General features: G+C 64.2%; 12 protein-coding genes. 5 read left to right on the top strand and 7 right to left on the bottom strand.

Annotation, left to right across the window (positions count from 1 at the left end):
• Nucleotide 1: 1 nt before the first annotated feature.
• From A3AS_RS0126485 to A3AS_RS0126475, 3 genes are all read right to left on the bottom strand, one after another.
• Nucleotides 2-859: a branched-chain amino acid ABC transporter permease gene (locus A3AS_RS0126485; protein ID WP_018320560.1), complete on the bottom strand. Its 858-nt coding sequence runs from the start codon at nucleotides 857-859 to the stop codon at nucleotides 2-4.
• A gap of 35 nt (nucleotides 860-894) precedes the next feature.
• Nucleotides 895-2,409, bottom strand: a complete 1,515-nt coding sequence (locus tag A3AS_RS0126480) for an amidase (protein WP_018320559.1) — start codon at nucleotides 2,407-2,409, stop codon at nucleotides 895-897.
• 167 nt (nucleotides 2,410-2,576) lie between these two features.
• On the bottom strand, nucleotides 2,577-3,761 hold the full coding sequence (locus A3AS_RS0126475) for a substrate-binding domain-containing protein (protein ID WP_026202380.1): 1,185 nt from the start codon (nucleotides 3,759-3,761) through the stop codon (nucleotides 2,577-2,579).
• Nucleotides 3,762-3,940: 179 nt separating this feature from the next.
• Between A3AS_RS0126475 and A3AS_RS0126470 the strand changes: the two genes are divergently transcribed.
• Nucleotides 3,941-4,384 (top strand): MarR family winged helix-turn-helix transcriptional regulator, encoded by a 444-nt coding sequence (locus tag A3AS_RS0126470; protein WP_018320557.1) that lies wholly within the window; start codon nucleotides 3,941-3,943, stop codon nucleotides 4,382-4,384.
• Between the two features lie 200 nt (nucleotides 4,385-4,584).
• On the opposite strand, the gene A3AS_RS50135 is transcribed toward A3AS_RS0126470, so the two are convergent.
• Together A3AS_RS50135 and secA are read right to left on the bottom strand one after the other, a co-directional pair.
• Nucleotides 4,585-4,989 (bottom strand): DUF6006 family protein, encoded by a 405-nt coding sequence (locus A3AS_RS50135; protein ID WP_084674919.1) that lies wholly within the window; start codon nucleotides 4,987-4,989, stop codon nucleotides 4,585-4,587.
• 516 nt (nucleotides 4,990-5,505) lie between these two features.
• On the bottom strand, nucleotides 5,506-8,346 hold the full coding sequence (gene secA / locus A3AS_RS0126465) for a preprotein translocase subunit SecA (RefSeq protein ID WP_018320556.1): 2,841 nt from the start codon (nucleotides 8,344-8,346) through the stop codon (nucleotides 5,506-5,508).
• Between the two features lie 352 nt (nucleotides 8,347-8,698).
• On the opposite strand from secA, the gene A3AS_RS0126460 reads away from it, so the two are divergent.
• Both A3AS_RS0126460 and argJ read left to right on the top strand, forming a co-directional pair.
• Complete coding sequence (locus A3AS_RS0126460) at nucleotides 8,699-9,613, top strand: peptidylprolyl isomerase (protein ID WP_018320555.1); 915 nt, start codon at nucleotides 8,699-8,701, stop codon at nucleotides 9,611-9,613.
• Between the two features lie 130 nt (nucleotides 9,614-9,743).
• Nucleotides 9,744-10,985 (top strand): bifunctional glutamate N-acetyltransferase/amino-acid acetyltransferase ArgJ, encoded by a 1,242-nt coding sequence (argJ, locus tag A3AS_RS0126455; protein ID WP_018320554.1) that lies wholly within the window; start codon nucleotides 9,744-9,746, stop codon nucleotides 10,983-10,985.
• A 191-nt stretch (nucleotides 10,986-11,176) separates the two neighbouring features.
• On the opposite strand, the gene A3AS_RS0126450 is transcribed toward argJ, so the two are convergent.
• Complete coding sequence (locus A3AS_RS0126450; RefSeq protein WP_018320553.1) at nucleotides 11,177-12,502, bottom strand: TadE/TadG family type IV pilus assembly protein; 1,326 nt, start codon at nucleotides 12,500-12,502, stop codon at nucleotides 11,177-11,179.
• A 137-nt stretch (nucleotides 12,503-12,639) separates the two neighbouring features.
• Here A3AS_RS0126450 and mutT point away from each other — a divergent pair, with 137 nt between their 5' ends.
• On the top strand, nucleotides 12,640-13,050 hold the full coding sequence (gene mutT, locus A3AS_RS0126445; protein WP_018320552.1) for an 8-oxo-dGTP diphosphatase MutT: 411 nt from the start codon (nucleotides 12,640-12,642) through the stop codon (nucleotides 13,048-13,050).
• A gap of 97 nt (nucleotides 13,051-13,147) precedes the next feature.
• Here mutT and A3AS_RS0126440 read toward each other — a convergent pair whose 3' ends face one another.
• Complete coding sequence (locus A3AS_RS0126440; protein WP_198293729.1) at nucleotides 13,148-14,017, bottom strand: methyltransferase domain-containing protein; 870 nt, start codon at nucleotides 14,015-14,017, stop codon at nucleotides 13,148-13,150.
• A gap of 143 nt (nucleotides 14,018-14,160) precedes the next feature.
• Between A3AS_RS0126440 and A3AS_RS0126435 the strand changes: the two genes are divergently transcribed.
• Nucleotides 14,161-14,970: a ComF family protein gene (locus tag A3AS_RS0126435; protein ID WP_018320550.1), complete on the top strand. Its 810-nt coding sequence runs from the start codon at nucleotides 14,161-14,163 to the stop codon at nucleotides 14,968-14,970.
• Nucleotides 14,971-15,004: the final 34 nt, after the last annotated feature.

The raw sequence follows: 15,004 nt of genomic DNA, 5'->3' as shown, positions 1-15,004 counted from the left end.
ACTAAACCCCTTTTCCAGCGATGAGGCCCTGCGGGCGGAATTTGATGAAGACGATGGCAAGGACGAAGACGAGCACGTCGGCGACGACGGGCGCCATCACCCAGGGCAGCGCAGCGCTGAGCGTGCCGATGACACCCGCGCCCGCGACCGGTCCGATGAAGGAGCCGACGCCCCCGACCATCACCGCGACGAAGCCCTGGATCAGGAAACGCAGGCCCAAATCAGCGTAGAGGCTAAACACGGGAACGATCAGCGCGCCGGCGAGACCGGCGAGCCCGGAGCCGAACGCGAAGGTGGCGCCGTACATCAGCGGCGTGGAAATGCCCGAGGCTCGCGCCAGCGATGGATTCTCCAGCGTGGCGCGCATCCGCAGACCAAAGTTGGTGCGTGACAGCAGCAGATAGCAGCCGGCCATCACCAGCAGCGTGATGACGATGATGGTGAAGCGCCAGGCCGAGATGTGCATGGCGCCGATGTCGATCGAGCCGCCGATCGGCTCGGGCACGGTGAGATAAAAGCCGCCGATCAGCCCGCGCACGGATTCGCGGATGATCAGGCCGAGCGCGTAGGTGCCGAGCATGGCGACGATCGGCGCGGCGTAGAATCTTCGGATGATCAGCGCCTCCAGCACGAAGCCGAGCGCGCCGACGACGAAGGGCGCCGCGACCATGCCGGCCCAGATCGGCAGGCCCTTGGCGTAGGCGAGATAGGTGATGTAGGCCCCGAGCAGGACGAACTCGCCCTGCGCGAAGTTGAAGATGCCCATCATGCTGGCGATGATCCCGAGCCCCAGCACGATCAGGACGATGATCGCGCCGAAGCTCAGGATCTCGAACGCCGCGACGAACGCGTTAGCCATAGGGTGGTCTTCCGTCCGTCTGCATCAATACCCGCTCACATCTTCTTCCAGTCGCCGATCTGCTCGAAGGCGTGGGCGGCGCGGTAGATGGTGGATTCCTCGAACATCCGGCCGACCAGCATCAGACCGACGGGCAGGCCGTCGACCATGCCGCATGGCAGCGACATCGCGGGATGATGGGTGATGTCGAACGGCGCGGTGTTGGAGATCATCTCGAGCGCGCGGGCAACGTATTCCTCGCGGCTGGCATTGGGCTCCGGCAGCTTGGTCGCCTTCATCGGCGTGGTCGGCATCAGCAGCAGATCGTAATCGCCGAACGCCTTGTCGTAGGCCGCGGTCAGCCGGCGCGAGATGTTGAGCGCCTTGCCGTAGAAGCGTGGACCGAAATTGTTGTTGATGTAGGTGCCGAGCATCATGAACAATTTCGTGGTCTCGGACAGCGAATCGGCCTGCCGGCGCCAGCCGCGATGGAAATCCATCAGCGAGGTCGAATAGAGATCGCCGCGGGACAGGCCATAGCCGTCGCCGAACATCATGGTCTGGGTCAGGCCTTCGGTGCCGATCGGGGTCCAGATCGCGCCGCCCAGCAGATGCATCGGGATCGACACCGTCTCGACGGTGGCGCCGAGATCCTTGAAGCGTTTCGCCGCCTCGCGCACGCTTTCATTCACCGCGGCCTCGGCCGTCGGCTGTTCAAAGCCTTCCTTGACGATGCCGATTCTCATGCCCTTGACGCCCTGGCCGAGCGCCTTGGTGTATTCCTCGACCTTCGGCGACTTGATGCGCGGATCGTAGCCGTCGTCGCCGGCGAGCACTTCGAGCAGCAGCGCATTGTCGGCGACCGTCGCCGTCATCGGCCCGGTATGGTCGACATAGATCTCGATCGGCATGATCCCGGTGTAGGGCACGAGGCCCCAGGTCGGCTTCATGCCGTAGATGCCGCAGAACGAGGACGGCATGCGGATCGAGCCGCCCTGATCGCCGCCGATCGCCATGTCGACCTCGCCGAGCGCGACCACGACGCCCGAGCCCGACGACGACCCGCCGGCCGAGTAGCCCATCTTGTGCGGATTATGCACCGGCCCGTAGGAACCGGTGTGGCTGCCGCCGGACAGGCAGAAGTGCTCGCAATGCACCTTGCCGGCGATCTCGGCGCCGGCATCCAGCATGCGCGTGACGATGGTGGCGTCGAAATCGGGCACATAGCCTTCCAGCGTCGACGAGCCGTTCGTCATGGGAACGCCGGCCAGCATGATGTTGTCTTTCAGCGCGATGGTCTTGCCCTTGAGCTTGCCGCTGGCGGCGCCCTTCACGGTCGACTTGCGATACCAGGCGTTGCGCGGGTTCTCTTCAGCCGAGGGGCGATAGCCCGGGGTGCGCGGATATTTCACCTCGGGCAGTTCGTCCGGCATCGCGGCGACGAGATTGTAGGCCTCGATCGAGCCCTGCATCAGGCCACGGAACGAGGTGACGTCGTCATCGGTGAGCGAAAGGCCGCATTGCTCGGCGACACTGCGAAGTTGGGCGGGGGTGGGAAGGACAACTGTCACGGCGCTCTCCTCTGAGGCTTCTTGATCCCTGGCTTTTGGACGGACGCCTCGCGGTCGCGCCTGCACAAGCGCGGCCCGTTCGGCTTCGCGTCGATATTACAGACGGAAATATTTTCCTTTTCAAGTATTATTTCGCACAACCGCTGCGACGTATCAACAGCCGCCCTTCAAAGCGTCTTGATGATCTTGAAGTCGAGACCGTCGGCTTCAGCGAGGTACATCGGCATCTCGGCGCGCCCGTCGCGAAGAACCACGGGACCGCGGCCCGCCGAGTAAACTGTGTTGCGTGCGGCCTTCAGCAGCGGACGAAAGGCCAGCGAGCCGGCACGGTTGGCCACCGACTCCAGGAACCGCAGCCCTTCATAGTTCGACTGGCCGACCGAGCCGACCGGCGGCGCGTGCGGGCCGAACATGGCCTGGTAGCCGCTGAGGAACTCGTCATTGGCACGCGAGGCCATGCAGTTGAAATAGCCGGAGGCGCAGAACAAATTCTCGGTGTTGTCGGCACCGATGCCGAGCAGCACGGTCTCGTCCATCGCGCCGGCGAGCCGCAGCGTCGACGTCGCAAGGCCGGCTTCCGCGAAAGCGCGGTTGAAAGTGATGCTGTCGGTGCCGATCAGCGAGATCAGCACGACATCGGGCTTGGCTGCGCGGATGCGCGCCAGATGCGGCTCGTGATTGTCCTCGCCGACCGGGACGAACTCCTCGCCGACGACCTGGCCGCCGGCCTCCTTGATGTAGCGCTTCACCGCCCGATGCGACTGCCAGGGCCAGACATAGTCGCTGCCGATCAGGTACCAGCGCGCCGCCTTCTTGACGTCGGCGAGCCAGTGGATCGAGGGGCGGCTCTGCCAGCGCGGCGTCTCGCCGATCGCCATCACGCCCGGCGTGCGCTCGCCGCCTTCATAGACGGGAGTGTAGATGTAGGGGATGCGGTTGCCGGTGACCTTGCGCAGGGCAACACGGACGGCGCTGATATGCGAGCCCATGATCAGGTCGACCTCGTCGAAGGCGATCGCCTGCTCGGCGCGCCGCACGACGTCTTCGATCGGGCCACCGGAATCGTAGATCGAGAGCTCGAGCTCGCGCCCCAATATGCCGCCGCGCTTGTTGATCTCGGCGACCGCCAGCATGGCGCTGTTGGTGGAAGTCGGGCCCCAGATTCCGGGCGAGCCGGTGAAGGTGAGGAAATTGCCGATTCGCAGCTTGTTGCGGGCGCCGCGGCGTTTCATGACGTGGATGTCAAATGGCGACAGGTCGAAATCCGCTGCCGCGGACGACAGATTCCTGAACAGCAAAGACGGTGGCAACGCCGGACCGCCATGAGCCGGGAAGTTTACCGTCGCGCGCACGCCAACTCCTGTCTGGCACCAGACCTGAAAGCACATTGAGCAGGCGGCCGCGGCTTCCGCCCTTTTGTTGTGCAATGATCCTATTTTGAAAATATTGAATATTCAAGAATTGAAGTGCATATAGATGCAGCATTGATTGCAAGACATTCACTCAATTGGGTCAAGACGAAGTCTTAGCCGTGGCAAAACCGTCGAAAGAAAACACCCCGATCACCGAACACCTCGCTTACCTGCTCGCGCAAGCCAACCGGGAGATCAACCGGCAGCTCGAACTGCGGTTGAGCAAGGAAGGCGTGCCGGTCGAGCAGTGGCGCATCCTCAAGGTGCTGTCGGATGGCAACGGCCATTCGATGGGCGAGCTTGCGGGCGCCGTGCTGCTCAACCATCCGACGCTGACCAAGATGATCGACCGCATGGTCTCCGACACGCTGGTCTATCGCGTGCAGGACCCGGGCGACCGCCGCAAGGTGCTGATGTTCATCTCCGACCGCGGCAAGGTGCTGTGCAAGAAGCTCAACTCGCTCGCGGTCGACCAGGAGGAGCACATCCTCGAGAGCTACGGCGACAAATCGACGAGCGAATTGAAGCGGCTGCTGGAGAGCTTGATCGATAGTTCGAATTAGACCTCGTGAATTGGAGCGTGGGCGCCTTGCGGAGCCGACACACTCGTCTGCCATTCAATGGATGGAGAGAGGACCTCCATGAAAGCACGCGCGCTGGTCACGCCGGCTTGGTGGCGCTCACAGAGCGCACCCGGGCCTTATCCAATTCTCAAGGCTCGCCCTTGAGTCCAGGCGGAATGAGCAGGCGCCGCATGATTGCATCATCGCCAGCACGAGAGGCGATAGCGTTGGCCGTTCCATGTCGTCCAGCCCACGGACTTGTTGCTGACCGGTTTGGCTAGATACCATTTATTGCCATCGGCATGGTTGAAGTATACGCCGCCCTGCGTTCCGCTGCGTGGATTTGTTAACTTCACCCATCGCGAGCCATTATCTGAGAAGTTGCCTGCCCAGCGTGCTCCCGAGCTGCTGGTGCAAGTGCCGCCGCTGCAGCTTGTCTGACTGTCATCAACGGCGGCCCATTTCATCCGGGCCGGCCGGCCGTCTATGTTGCACGACCATGTTCCGCCCCACCATCCGCCCACTTGGCTCGCAGGGGCGGAACCGCAAGCGTAGAAACTCAGGGCAAGAACGCAAAAGGTGGTTGGCAGCGCGCGTTTGGACATTGTCTGGCTCCCAATTTTCGGGCCGCGTATTGTGATTCAATCAAAACACGGATCGAGCTCGGTAGAGGTGATCCAGATCACAATGAGCAGCGGCAAAAGATTGGATGATCTACCCGCAGGTGTTCTCCGAGACACGATGCCGCGCTTTGACCATCGGCTTTCGGGCTTCAGCTGCGCGGCCGGGGGAGCGAGTGGCCGCCGACAATCTGCAGCAACAGCACTCGGAAGTGATCACAGGAACAGGCGCCGCAGGCCACGCGCATGCAACCGAGCGATGCTTCTCGCCTGTTCGCTCAGCATCGGGGCCGGTTGCCAGGTGGCCAAAGCATGCTCAGCCGCGCGTGACGGATGCCAGACCGCCTGACAAATGTAAGCCAGCCATCCTCAATGGCGTGCGCCTACCATTCGTGATGCACCTAAAGATCAGCAGGCACCATATGGATCGGAAGCATTTCAACCCCTCGCGAACTCGTAGGCCAATACAGCACCGCGAGTTCGCTGGGTATTGATCATCGATCAAGCATACCGCCCGTGGCAGTGCTTGTACTTCTTGCCTGAGCCGCAGGGGCAGTCCTCGTTGCGGCCGACCTTGCCCCAGCTTGCCGGGTTCTTCGGATCGCGCAGCGCGGCGTCGGAGGTCTGGGCGCCGAGCGTGACGCTGGCGAGCGCCATTTCGTCCTCGCCGGTGTTCGGGTCGAACTTGTGCGCCTCCATCGGCGGCAGCACGGGCGCTTCCTGCTCGGGCGGGACGATCTCGACCCGCATCAGCTGCGCGGTGACGGCCTCGCGCAGATGCGCACTCATCTCCTGGAAGAGATTGAAGGCTTCGGTCTTGTACTCCTGCAAGGGATCGCGCTGGCCGTAACCGCGCAGGCCGATGACCTGGCGCAGATGGTCGAGCATGATCAGATGCTCGCGCCAGAGATGGTCGAGCGTCTGCAGCAGGATGGTCTTCTCGACGTAACGCATCACGTCGGGACCCCATTGCGCCACCTTGGCTGCCATGTGCTCGTCGGCCTTGGTCTCGATGCGCGTCAGCAGCTCCTCGTCGGCGATGCCCTCTTCCTTGGCCCAGTCGTCGACCGGCAGGTCGAGATCGAGCACGCGCTTCAATTCGTCCTTCAGGCCGGCGACGTCCCACTGCTCGGCATAGGCATGCTCGGGCACATGCTTGGCGACGAGGTCGTCGATGAAGGCGTGGCGCATGTCGGTGACGGTCTCGGCGACGCTCTCGTCCTTCATCAGGTCGACGCGCTGGTCGAAGATCACCTTGCGCTGGTCGTTCTGGACGTTGTCGAACTTCAAGAGGTTCTTGCGGATGTCGAAGTTGCGCGCCTCGACCTTCTGCTGCGCCTTCTCCAGAGCCTTGTTGATCCAGGGATGGATGATGGCCTCGCCCTCTTGGAGGCCGAGACGCTGGAGCATGCTGTCGAGGCGATCCGAGCCGAAGATGCGCATCAGATCGTCTTCCAGCGACAGGAAGAATTTCGAGCGGCCGGGATCGCCCTGACGGCCGGAACGGCCGCGCAGCTGATTGTCGATACGGCGGGATTCGTGGCGCTCGGAGCCCATGATGTAGAGGCCGCCGGGCTTGGTCACGGTCTTGGCGGGCTTGTTGCCCTTCGCCGGTTCGATCTCGACGGTCTCTTCCGCCTTCAGCACGATGTCGCGGAAGCGCTCGACGTCGGCCTTGATCTGCTCGATCTTCCTGGCCTTCTCGGCCTCGTCCTCGATGCCCGCGGTCTCCTTCGGGATGCGCATCTCGAGCGAGCCACCGAGCTTGATGTCGGTACCGCGGCCGGCCATGTTGGTCGCGATCGTGATCGCGCCGGGCACGCCGGCTTCCGCGACGATATAGGCTTCCTGCTCGTGGAAGCGCGCATTCAGCACCGCGAACAGTTTCGCCGGCTTGCCGGCGCGCGCGGCAGCGTAAAGCTTGTCGAGCGCGTTCTCCTTGCCGAAATCGATCTGCTTGTAGCCGTTCTGCTTCAGAAATTCGGCCAGCACTTCCGACTTTTCGATCGACGCCGTGCCGACCAGCACCGGCTGGAGCCGCGAATTGGCCCGCTCGATCTCGGCGAGAATGGCCGCGTATTTTTCCTTGTGGGTGCGATAAACCTCGTCGTCCTCGTCGAGGCGGCCGATCGGCACGTTGGTCGGGATCTCCACGACTTCAAGCTTGTAGATGTCGAAGAGCTCGTCGGCTTCGGTCAACGCCGTGCCGGTCATGCCGGCGAGCTTCTCGTACATCCGGAAATAGTTCTGGAACGTGATCGAGGCCAGGGTCTGGTTTTCCGGCTGAACCTGCACGTGCTCCTTGGCTTCCAGCGCCTGGTGCAGACCCTCGGAATAGCGGCGGCCCTGCATCATGCGTCCGGTGAACTCGTCGATGATGACGACCTCGTCGTCGCGCACGATGTAGTCCTTGTCGCGCGTGAACAGCGTGTGCGCGCGCAGCGCCTGGTTGATGTGGTGCACGACGGAGACGTTCTCGACGTCGTAGAGCGACTCGCCCTTGAGCTGGCCGGCATCGCGCAGCAGGGTCTCGATCTTCTCCATGCCGGCTTCGGTCAGCGTCACCGTGCGCTGCTTCTCGTCGACCTCGTAGTCGGTCTTGTCGAGCTTGGGCAGGAAGCCGTCGATGGTGTTGTAGAAATCGGAGCGGTCGTCGAGCGGACCGGAGATGATCAGCGGCGTGCGCGCTTCGTCGATCAGGATGGAATCGACCTCGTCGACGATGGCGAAGAAGTGCGGGCGCTGGACCATGTCCTCGAGCCGGTACTTCATGTTGTCGCGCAGATAGTCGAAGCCGTATTCGTTGTTGGTGCCGTAGGTGATGTCGCAGGCATAGGCCGCCTTGCGCTCGGCATCGTCGAGGCCGTGCACGATCACGCCGGTCGTCATGCCCAGGAAGCCGTAGATCTGGCCCATCCAGCCGGAGTCGCGGCGGGCGAGGTAGTCGTTGACGGTGACGACGTGGACGCCTTTGCCGGCGAGCGCATTGAGGTAGACCGCGAGGGTCGCGACCAGCGTCTTGCCTTCGCCGGTCTTCATCTCGGCGATGTCGCCCTCATGCAGCACCATGCCGCCGATCAGCTGGACATCGAAATGGCGCTGGCCGAGCGTGCGCTTGGCGGCCTCGCGCACGGTGGCGAAGGCGGGGACCAGCAGGTCGTCCAGCGTCTTGCCCTCGGCGAGCTGTTTCTTGAAGTCGGCGGTGCGGGCCTTGAGCGCCTCGTCGGAGAGCTTCGAGACTTCTCCTTCCAGCGCGTTGATCGCGTTGACGCGGGACTGATATCCCTTCACCCGCCGGTCGTTGGCGGAGCCGAAAAACTTGCGGGCGAGCGCGCCGATCATGCCTGGTTCCTGTGTTCGCGATTCAACCGCGTTGGCCTAAGAAGTTGTCACCCGCCTGCCTATCAACTCACCGTGACGCTTCGCGGCGTCAGAGCCCGGACTGCGGGGGTCATCCGCCATATGGGTGGGAATTGGGCAAGTCTGGGTTCAACGGCCAAAAACGCAGCAAAATAAACGCCATCGCCATGGTCGCGACCGGGCAGAGATATGGCCCGGTCAGGGGCTTGTCAACGGCGGGCGCATTGCGGCTAATTCATCATTTTGACAGACTTTTCGCGTTGCCAAGCCCCCCTGTATTGGGCGAGTGTCCGCCCCGCTCGAGCAGCCCCCTGCTTCAACATAAGGATTTTCCATGACCACCTCGTTCCCGGTAACCACCGGCCAGCGTTTCCGCAGTGCGTCCGCCCTGGCTGGCAGCCTCGCTCTGGCGCTGTCCCTGGCGTTCGCAGGCCCGCTCCGGGCCGCCGACGATCCGGTGCTGGCGAAGGTCAATGGCGCGGAAATCAAGAAGAGCGACGTCGCCATGGCCGAGGAGGAGCTCGGGCCGAGCCTCGCCCAGATGGACCCGGCGACCAAGGACGAGAACGTCCTGTCCTTCCTGATCGACATGAAAATCGTCAGCAAGGCTGCCGAGGACAAGAAGGTTGCCGATAGCGAGGAATTCAAGAAGCGCCTGGCATTCGCCCGCAACCGGCTTCTGATGGACAGCCTGCTCGCAGGCGAGGGCAAGGCCGCCACCACCCCCGACGCCATGAAGAAGGTCTATGAAGAGGCCTCCAAGCAGATCACCGGCGAGCAGGAAGTGCGCGCCCGCCATATCCTGGTCGAGACCGAGGACGAGGCCAAGGCGGTGAAGGCCGAGCTCGACAAGGGCGCCGATTTCGCCGAGCTGGCCAAGAAGAAGTCCAAGGATCCGGGCTCGGCCGACGGCGGCGATCTCGGCTTCTTCACCAAGGAGCAGATGGTGCCGGAATTCTCGGCGATCGCCTTCGCGCTCGAGCCCGGCAAGATCTCCGACCCCGTCAAGTCGCAGTTCGGCTGGCACGTCATCAAGGTCGAGGAAAAGCGCAACCGCAAGGCGCCGGACTTCGAGCAGGTCAAGGCCCAGATCGAGCAGTACGTCACCCGCAAGGCTCAGGCCGATTACGTCGCCAAGCTGCGCACCGAAGCCAAGGTCGAGCGGCTGGACCAGCCGGCGGCGGACGCCAAGCCGGCGGATGCGGCGAAGCCCTCCGACAGCAAGATGGCGCCCCCTGCGAAGAAGTAAGAATTCGCTGTCACTTCGGTGACGTGAAGAGTATCTAAGCCTTTGTGATGCCCGGCCCCAAGCGCGAAGCGCGTCTTCGCACAGAGGGGCCGGGCATCTGCATATTCAGATCCCACCAAGGCGCCCCGCGATGTCCTCCTCCGTCTCCCCGCTCGCCCCGAAAACAGTTCCCGACATGCCCACCATTGCGGGCATCCGTCTCGCGACGGCCGAAGCCGGCATCCGCTACAAGAACCGGACCGACGTGTTGCTGGCGGTGATGGACAAGGGCACCGCGGTCGCCGGCGTCTTCACCAAGTCGAAATGCCCCTCCGCGCCGGTGGAATGGTGCCGCGGCAAGCTGAAGGGCGGCAAGGCACGGGCGCTGGTCGTCAATTCCGGCAACGCCAATGCCTTCACCGGCAAGACCGGCCGGGCCTCCACGACGCTGACCGCCAAGATCGCGGCCAAGGCGGTCGGATGCAGCGAGGGCGAAATCTTCCTGGCCTCGACCGGCGTGATCGGCGAGCCGCTGGACGCGACCAAGTTCGACGGCGTGCTGGGCCGACTGGCTGAAGCCGCCGAGCCCGGCGACTACCTCGCTGCGGCCAAGGCGATCATGACCACCGACACCTTCCCGAAGGTCGCGACCGCGACCGTCAAGCTCGGCAAGGCCAAGGTCACCATCAACGGCATGGCCAAGGGCGCCGGCATGATCGCGCCCGACATGGCGACGATGCTGTCCTTCATCTTCACCGACGCACCGATCGCGCCCGCGGCCTTGCAGGCGATGCTCAAGAGCGGCGTCGAGGACACCTTCAACGCGGTGACGATCGACGGCGACACCTCGACCTCGGACACACTGCTGGCCTTCGCCACCGGCGCTGCCGCCGGGCACGGCGCACCGAAGATCAGCCGCGCCAGCGATCCGCGCCTGAAGGCCTTCGTCAAGGCGTTCAACCAGGTGCTCGCCAACCTCGCCGAGCAGGTCGCCCGCGACGGCGAAGGCGCGCGCAAGCTGGTCGAGATCACCGTCGAGGGCGCCAAGACCAAGGCCTCCGCGCGCAAGATCGCGATGTCGATCGCCAACTCGCCGCTGGTCAAGACCGCGATCGCCGGCGAGGACGCCAATTGGGGCCGCGTCGTGATGGCAGTCGGCAAGGCCGGCGAGCCGGCCGATCGCGACAAGCTCTCGATTTCCTTCAACGGCATCCGCGTCGCCAAGAGCGGCGCGCGCGATCCTGACTATGACGAGGCACAGGTCTCGGAAGCGATGAAGGCGCCGGAGATCGCGATCAAGGTCTCGCTCGGCCTCGGCAAGGGCCGCGACCGGGTGCTGACCTGCGATCTCACGAAGGAATATGTCGCGATCAACGGCGATTACAGGTCGTAGGGCTCACGACACCTTCTTCGTCATCCTGAGGTGCGAGGGATGGGGCGCGGAGCGCCCCATCGGGAGCCTCGAAGGATGCAGGGCCACCGCTACAGCCGCGTGGAGAGAGCCGGGCCGTCGCCCTTCGAGGGCCGCTGAAGGAGCGGCCACCTCAGGGTGACGGTAAGAGAGCGCGAGAGCCGTGCTTCAAATCACCCTGAAATCCGCGCGTCCGCGACAGCTTTCTTGAACAGCGCGTTCATGGCGTCCGAGATGCCTTGCGTCGGGCTCACCTCGAAATAGAGCCCGGACGACGCGCAGCTCTGCATGTTCTGCGCGATCTCGCTGTTCGGCGACGGCCCGTAGGGGCCGGTATTGAACGGAGCGATCCATTTCATGTACCAGCTGTTGGTGGGCAGCGCGAGGTACGTTGTGTACAGCACGGCAATCTTGACGCCCCGGTCCTTCATCGTCTTGCAGAGCGCAGCATTGAGCGGCGATTGGCACCGCGTGGTGCCGGAGAGCGGTTTCAGACATCCGGTATTGCTCTCGTCAGCGACCCCGTCGGAGACGAAGAACAGATATTTGAGCGGGCTGGACGGCGTGCCGGTTCCGGGGGAGCTGATCTCGCCGTTGATCGCAGGGAATATCGCGGTGAATGCCGTGTCCTGGTCGTTATTCTCGTTCTGACCGTTCACCGACATCAGGTCGATATTACCCGCCGCCGTCTTGGCGCTGGAGAGAGAGGCCGACAACGAAAACAGATTGCGCAGGCCGAGCGTGCTTGCGGAGCCGCCGAAATCATAGATCGCCATTCTGAACTGGTTTGAATAGGTCTGGGTCACACTCGCCGTATCCATCAACGACTGCGTCGCGGTCCGAAGCACGTCGATCCGGGTGGTCACGCCAAGCTTCTTGGCAAGGTCGTAGTAATTGTTCTTGTCCTTGAGGTCGTGGCAGGCGAAAGCGCACTTGTCCGATGTGTTGTTGACCATCGTCTGCACGTCGGTCGGCGTCGCGCCGACACCCATCGACGGCGAATTGTCCAGCAGCAGGTAGAAATCGATATAGAGCGGCATGCTGGCCGTCGCTTTCGACGTACCGGACAGCGTCAGCGCGGACTTGCCGATCAGGCCGAGAAACATGGTGTTCATGGTGGCGTTGAACGCAACGGTCGAGGTGACGGTCGATCCGGTTTTGACCACGGTCGGCGTGACGCTGTTGAGAGTGTAGCCGGTCTGATTGGCGCGATTGGCGTCGAAGATGTTCTGGGCGTCGGTGACGCCGACGGAAATCGACCCATCCGACGTCATGGTACCGGCGGCCTTGAAGGCCGGAGAGGCCTTGGCGATCGAGCCGACGCTGGCGGCATCGGCCGCAGCCTGAAGCTTGGCCCGGGTCTGCGTCGCGCGCGAGTAGTCGACCGCGCAGCCGACCGCAGTGATCAGGGGGACGCAGGCGAGCGCGAAGATCACCGCGATATTGCCGCGCCGGTCGTTGACGAACCGGCGGATGATGGTGGAAAGCGCAGCGCGCATGATTGGGGCCCGGAGTGGTTTAAGCGTTCCCACTCTAGGAACCGTCGATTAAATATGACTTATGGGAACCTCGGAAACACGGGCCGCAACAGGGTTAATAAACCGTTGCGGATGATCTTCAGCGAGCGACATCACGTATGGCCGATCTGAAACTGACCCTGGTTGTGGCTTGCGCGCTGATCGACGCCGACAAGCGCGTCCTGATCGCGCAGCGCCCCGCGGGCAAGACGCTGGCCGGACTCTGGGAGTTTCCCGGCGGCAAGCTCGAGGTGGGCGAGCGGCCGGAGCAGAGCCTGATCCGCGAGTTGCACGAGGAGCTCGGCATCACCGTCGCCGAGCCATGCCTGGCCCCGCTGACCTTCGCGAGCTACGGCTACGAGACCTTCCACCTCCTGATGCCGCTCTATATCTGCCGGCGTTGGGAGGGACAGGTGACGCCGCGCGAAGGCCAGACCCTGGCCTGGGTCCGTGCCAACAAGCTGCGCGACTACCCGATGCCCCCGGCGGACATTCCGCTGATCCCGCATTTGATTGATCTGCTGATGTGAGACCCCTGTCATTCCGGGGCGGTCCGCAGGACCGAACCCGGAATCTCGAGATTCCGGGTTCTCGCTGCGCGAGCCCCGGAATGACGGTGCTAGTGGCCTAAGTCTTCCCCGCCTTCTTCACCGCCTCCGCCAGACTCGCTTTCGCCGATCCCGGCTTCAGCGGCTGCTGCTGGCTCGCATGCGGGGCCCAGCCGGAGAGCCAGATGATGTCGAAGGTGGCACGGATGCGGCCGTCGGCATCGGCAAAGCGCTCAGTGTAGATCTCGGCCATCCGCAGCAGCGTCGCGCGCCGGCTCGGTGTTCGCCGCCGCTCGATCAGCACATTGGCGGCGCCCATGCGCCGGAGATCCTGCATCAGCGCGAATGCGTTGGAATAGCGCACCACGACGCGGTCGACATCGGTCACCGGCAGCGCAAAGCCCGCCCGCTGCAGCAGCGCGCCGATGTCGCGCAGATCCGCGAACGGCGCGACGCGCGGCGACACGCCGCCCTCGCATTCGGCTTCCGCGGCGGCAAAGGCCTGGCGGAGCTCGGTCAGGCTGTCGCCGCCGATCATCGCGGCGAGCAGCAGGCCATCCGGCTTGAGCGCGCGGCGGATTTGCGCGAACACGCCCGGCAGATCGTTGACGAATTGCAGCGCCAGCGCGGAGACGACGAGATCAAGGCTTTCGGGCGCGAAGGGCAGCACCTCTGAACCCGCAGCATCAAGCGCGATCCGCTGGAGGGAAGGCAGCCGCGCACGCAATTCCGCCAGCCCTTCACCGGGTGTCCAGAGATCGGCCGGGGCGTGAAACTCCCGCATCACCGCAGCCAACCGGTCGGACATGTCCTCGGCAACACGATCGAGCAGGAAGGTGACCTCGCCCTGCGGCTGCACACGCCGCTGCCGTGCATGCAGCAAAGCGCGATCGAACAACGCGGGCGGGGTTTGCGGGGTCTGGGCCATGCCGCTGGTTACGCCGATCATGCAGGTCATTGCAATCTCCCCTCTCATGTCCCGGACGCGCCGCAGCGCCCCTGGCGATGCTTCGCATCGCCGGCGTGGCGATGCGTCCGGGGCACGAGATTGAGTCACTTGAGCGCCGCCAAGCAGAACGCTAGCCTTCCCGCATGGACGCCAACGCCGCCCCCACCCGTTCCCTCGCCGCCCCCTTCCGGGCGGCATGGACGGCCGGCCGCCACGCGCTGTCGCGCGCGGCACGGCTCGCGCTCGACATCGCGCTGCCGACGCAGTGCGTATCCTGCCGCGAACCGGTCGAGGGCGAGGGCGTTTGCGCTTCGTGCTGGGCGCGGCTGTCATTCATCGAGCGGCCCTATTGCCCGCGGCTCGGCATTCCCTTCGTCTATGATCCCGGCCCCGACATGCTGTCGATGGAGGCGATCGCGAGCCCGCCGGCCTACCAGCGCGCCCGCGCAGCGGTGCGCTATGACGACGTCGCGCGCACGCTGGTGCATGCGCTGAAATACCAGGACCGCACCGATCTGGCGCCCGCCATGGGCCGGTGGATGGCGCGCGCGGGCGGCGAGCTGCTGGCGGGGGCCGACATGCTGGTGCCGGTGCCCCTGCATTGGCGTCGGGCCTGGCGCCGCCGCTACAACCAGTCCGGGGCCCTGGCGCAGATCATCGAGCGGCAGAGCGGGGTCAAGGCGAGGGCTGAGGTGCTGCGCCGGGTGCGCGCCACCGAGCAGCAGATCGGCCTGTCGCGGGTCCAGCGCGCCACCAATGTGCAGGGCGCGTTCCAGGTATCCCCCGACCGTCAGGCCGAAATCCAGGGCCGCCGCATTGTCCTGATCGACGACGTCCTGACGTCGGGGGCGACGCTGGATGCCTGCGCGCGGGTCCTGCTCCGGGCCAAGGCCGCCCAGGTCGACGTGCTGGTCTTCGCCCGGGTTGTCGAGAGCGGCCCCCGTCCCATATAATTCAATGACTTCATGACATGAGAGCGTCGGACGC

Origin of the sequence: Bradyrhizobium sp. WSM2793, from assembly GCF_000379585.1 — a bacterium.
Lineage (GTDB): Bacteria > Pseudomonadota > Alphaproteobacteria > Rhizobiales > Xanthobacteraceae > Bradyrhizobium.
This window is presented reverse-complemented; position numbering and strand designations above follow the sequence as displayed.

Coding starts and splice junctions, on each gene's coding strand:
- A3AS_RS0126485 (WP_018320560.1), bottom strand. CDS start 859: ATGGCTAACGCGTTCGTCGCGGCGTTCGAGATCCTGAGCTTCGGCGCG.
- A3AS_RS50135 (WP_084674919.1), bottom strand. CDS start 4,989: ATGTCCAAACGCGCGCTGCCAACCACCTTTTGCGTTCTTGCCCTGAGT.
- secA (WP_018320556.1), bottom strand. CDS start 8,346: ATGATCGGCGCGCTCGCCCGCAAGTTTTTCGGCTCCGCCAACGACCGG.
- A3AS_RS0126460 (WP_018320555.1), top strand. CDS start 8,699: ATGACCACCTCGTTCCCGGTAACCACCGGCCAGCGTTTCCGCAGTGCG.
- argJ (WP_018320554.1), top strand. CDS start 9,744: ATGTCCTCCTCCGTCTCCCCGCTCGCCCCGAAAACAGTTCCCGACATG.
- A3AS_RS0126450 (WP_018320553.1), bottom strand. CDS start 12,502: ATGCGCGCTGCGCTTTCCACCATCATCCGCCGGTTCGTCAACGACCGG.
- mutT (WP_018320552.1), top strand. CDS start 12,640: ATGGCCGATCTGAAACTGACCCTGGTTGTGGCTTGCGCGCTGATCGAC.
- A3AS_RS0126440 (WP_198293729.1), bottom strand. CDS start 14,017: ATGATCGGCGTAACCAGCGGCATGGCCCAGACCCCGCAAACCCCGCCC.
- A3AS_RS0126435 (WP_018320550.1), top strand. CDS start 14,161: ATGGACGCCAACGCCGCCCCCACCCGTTCCCTCGCCGCCCCCTTCCGG.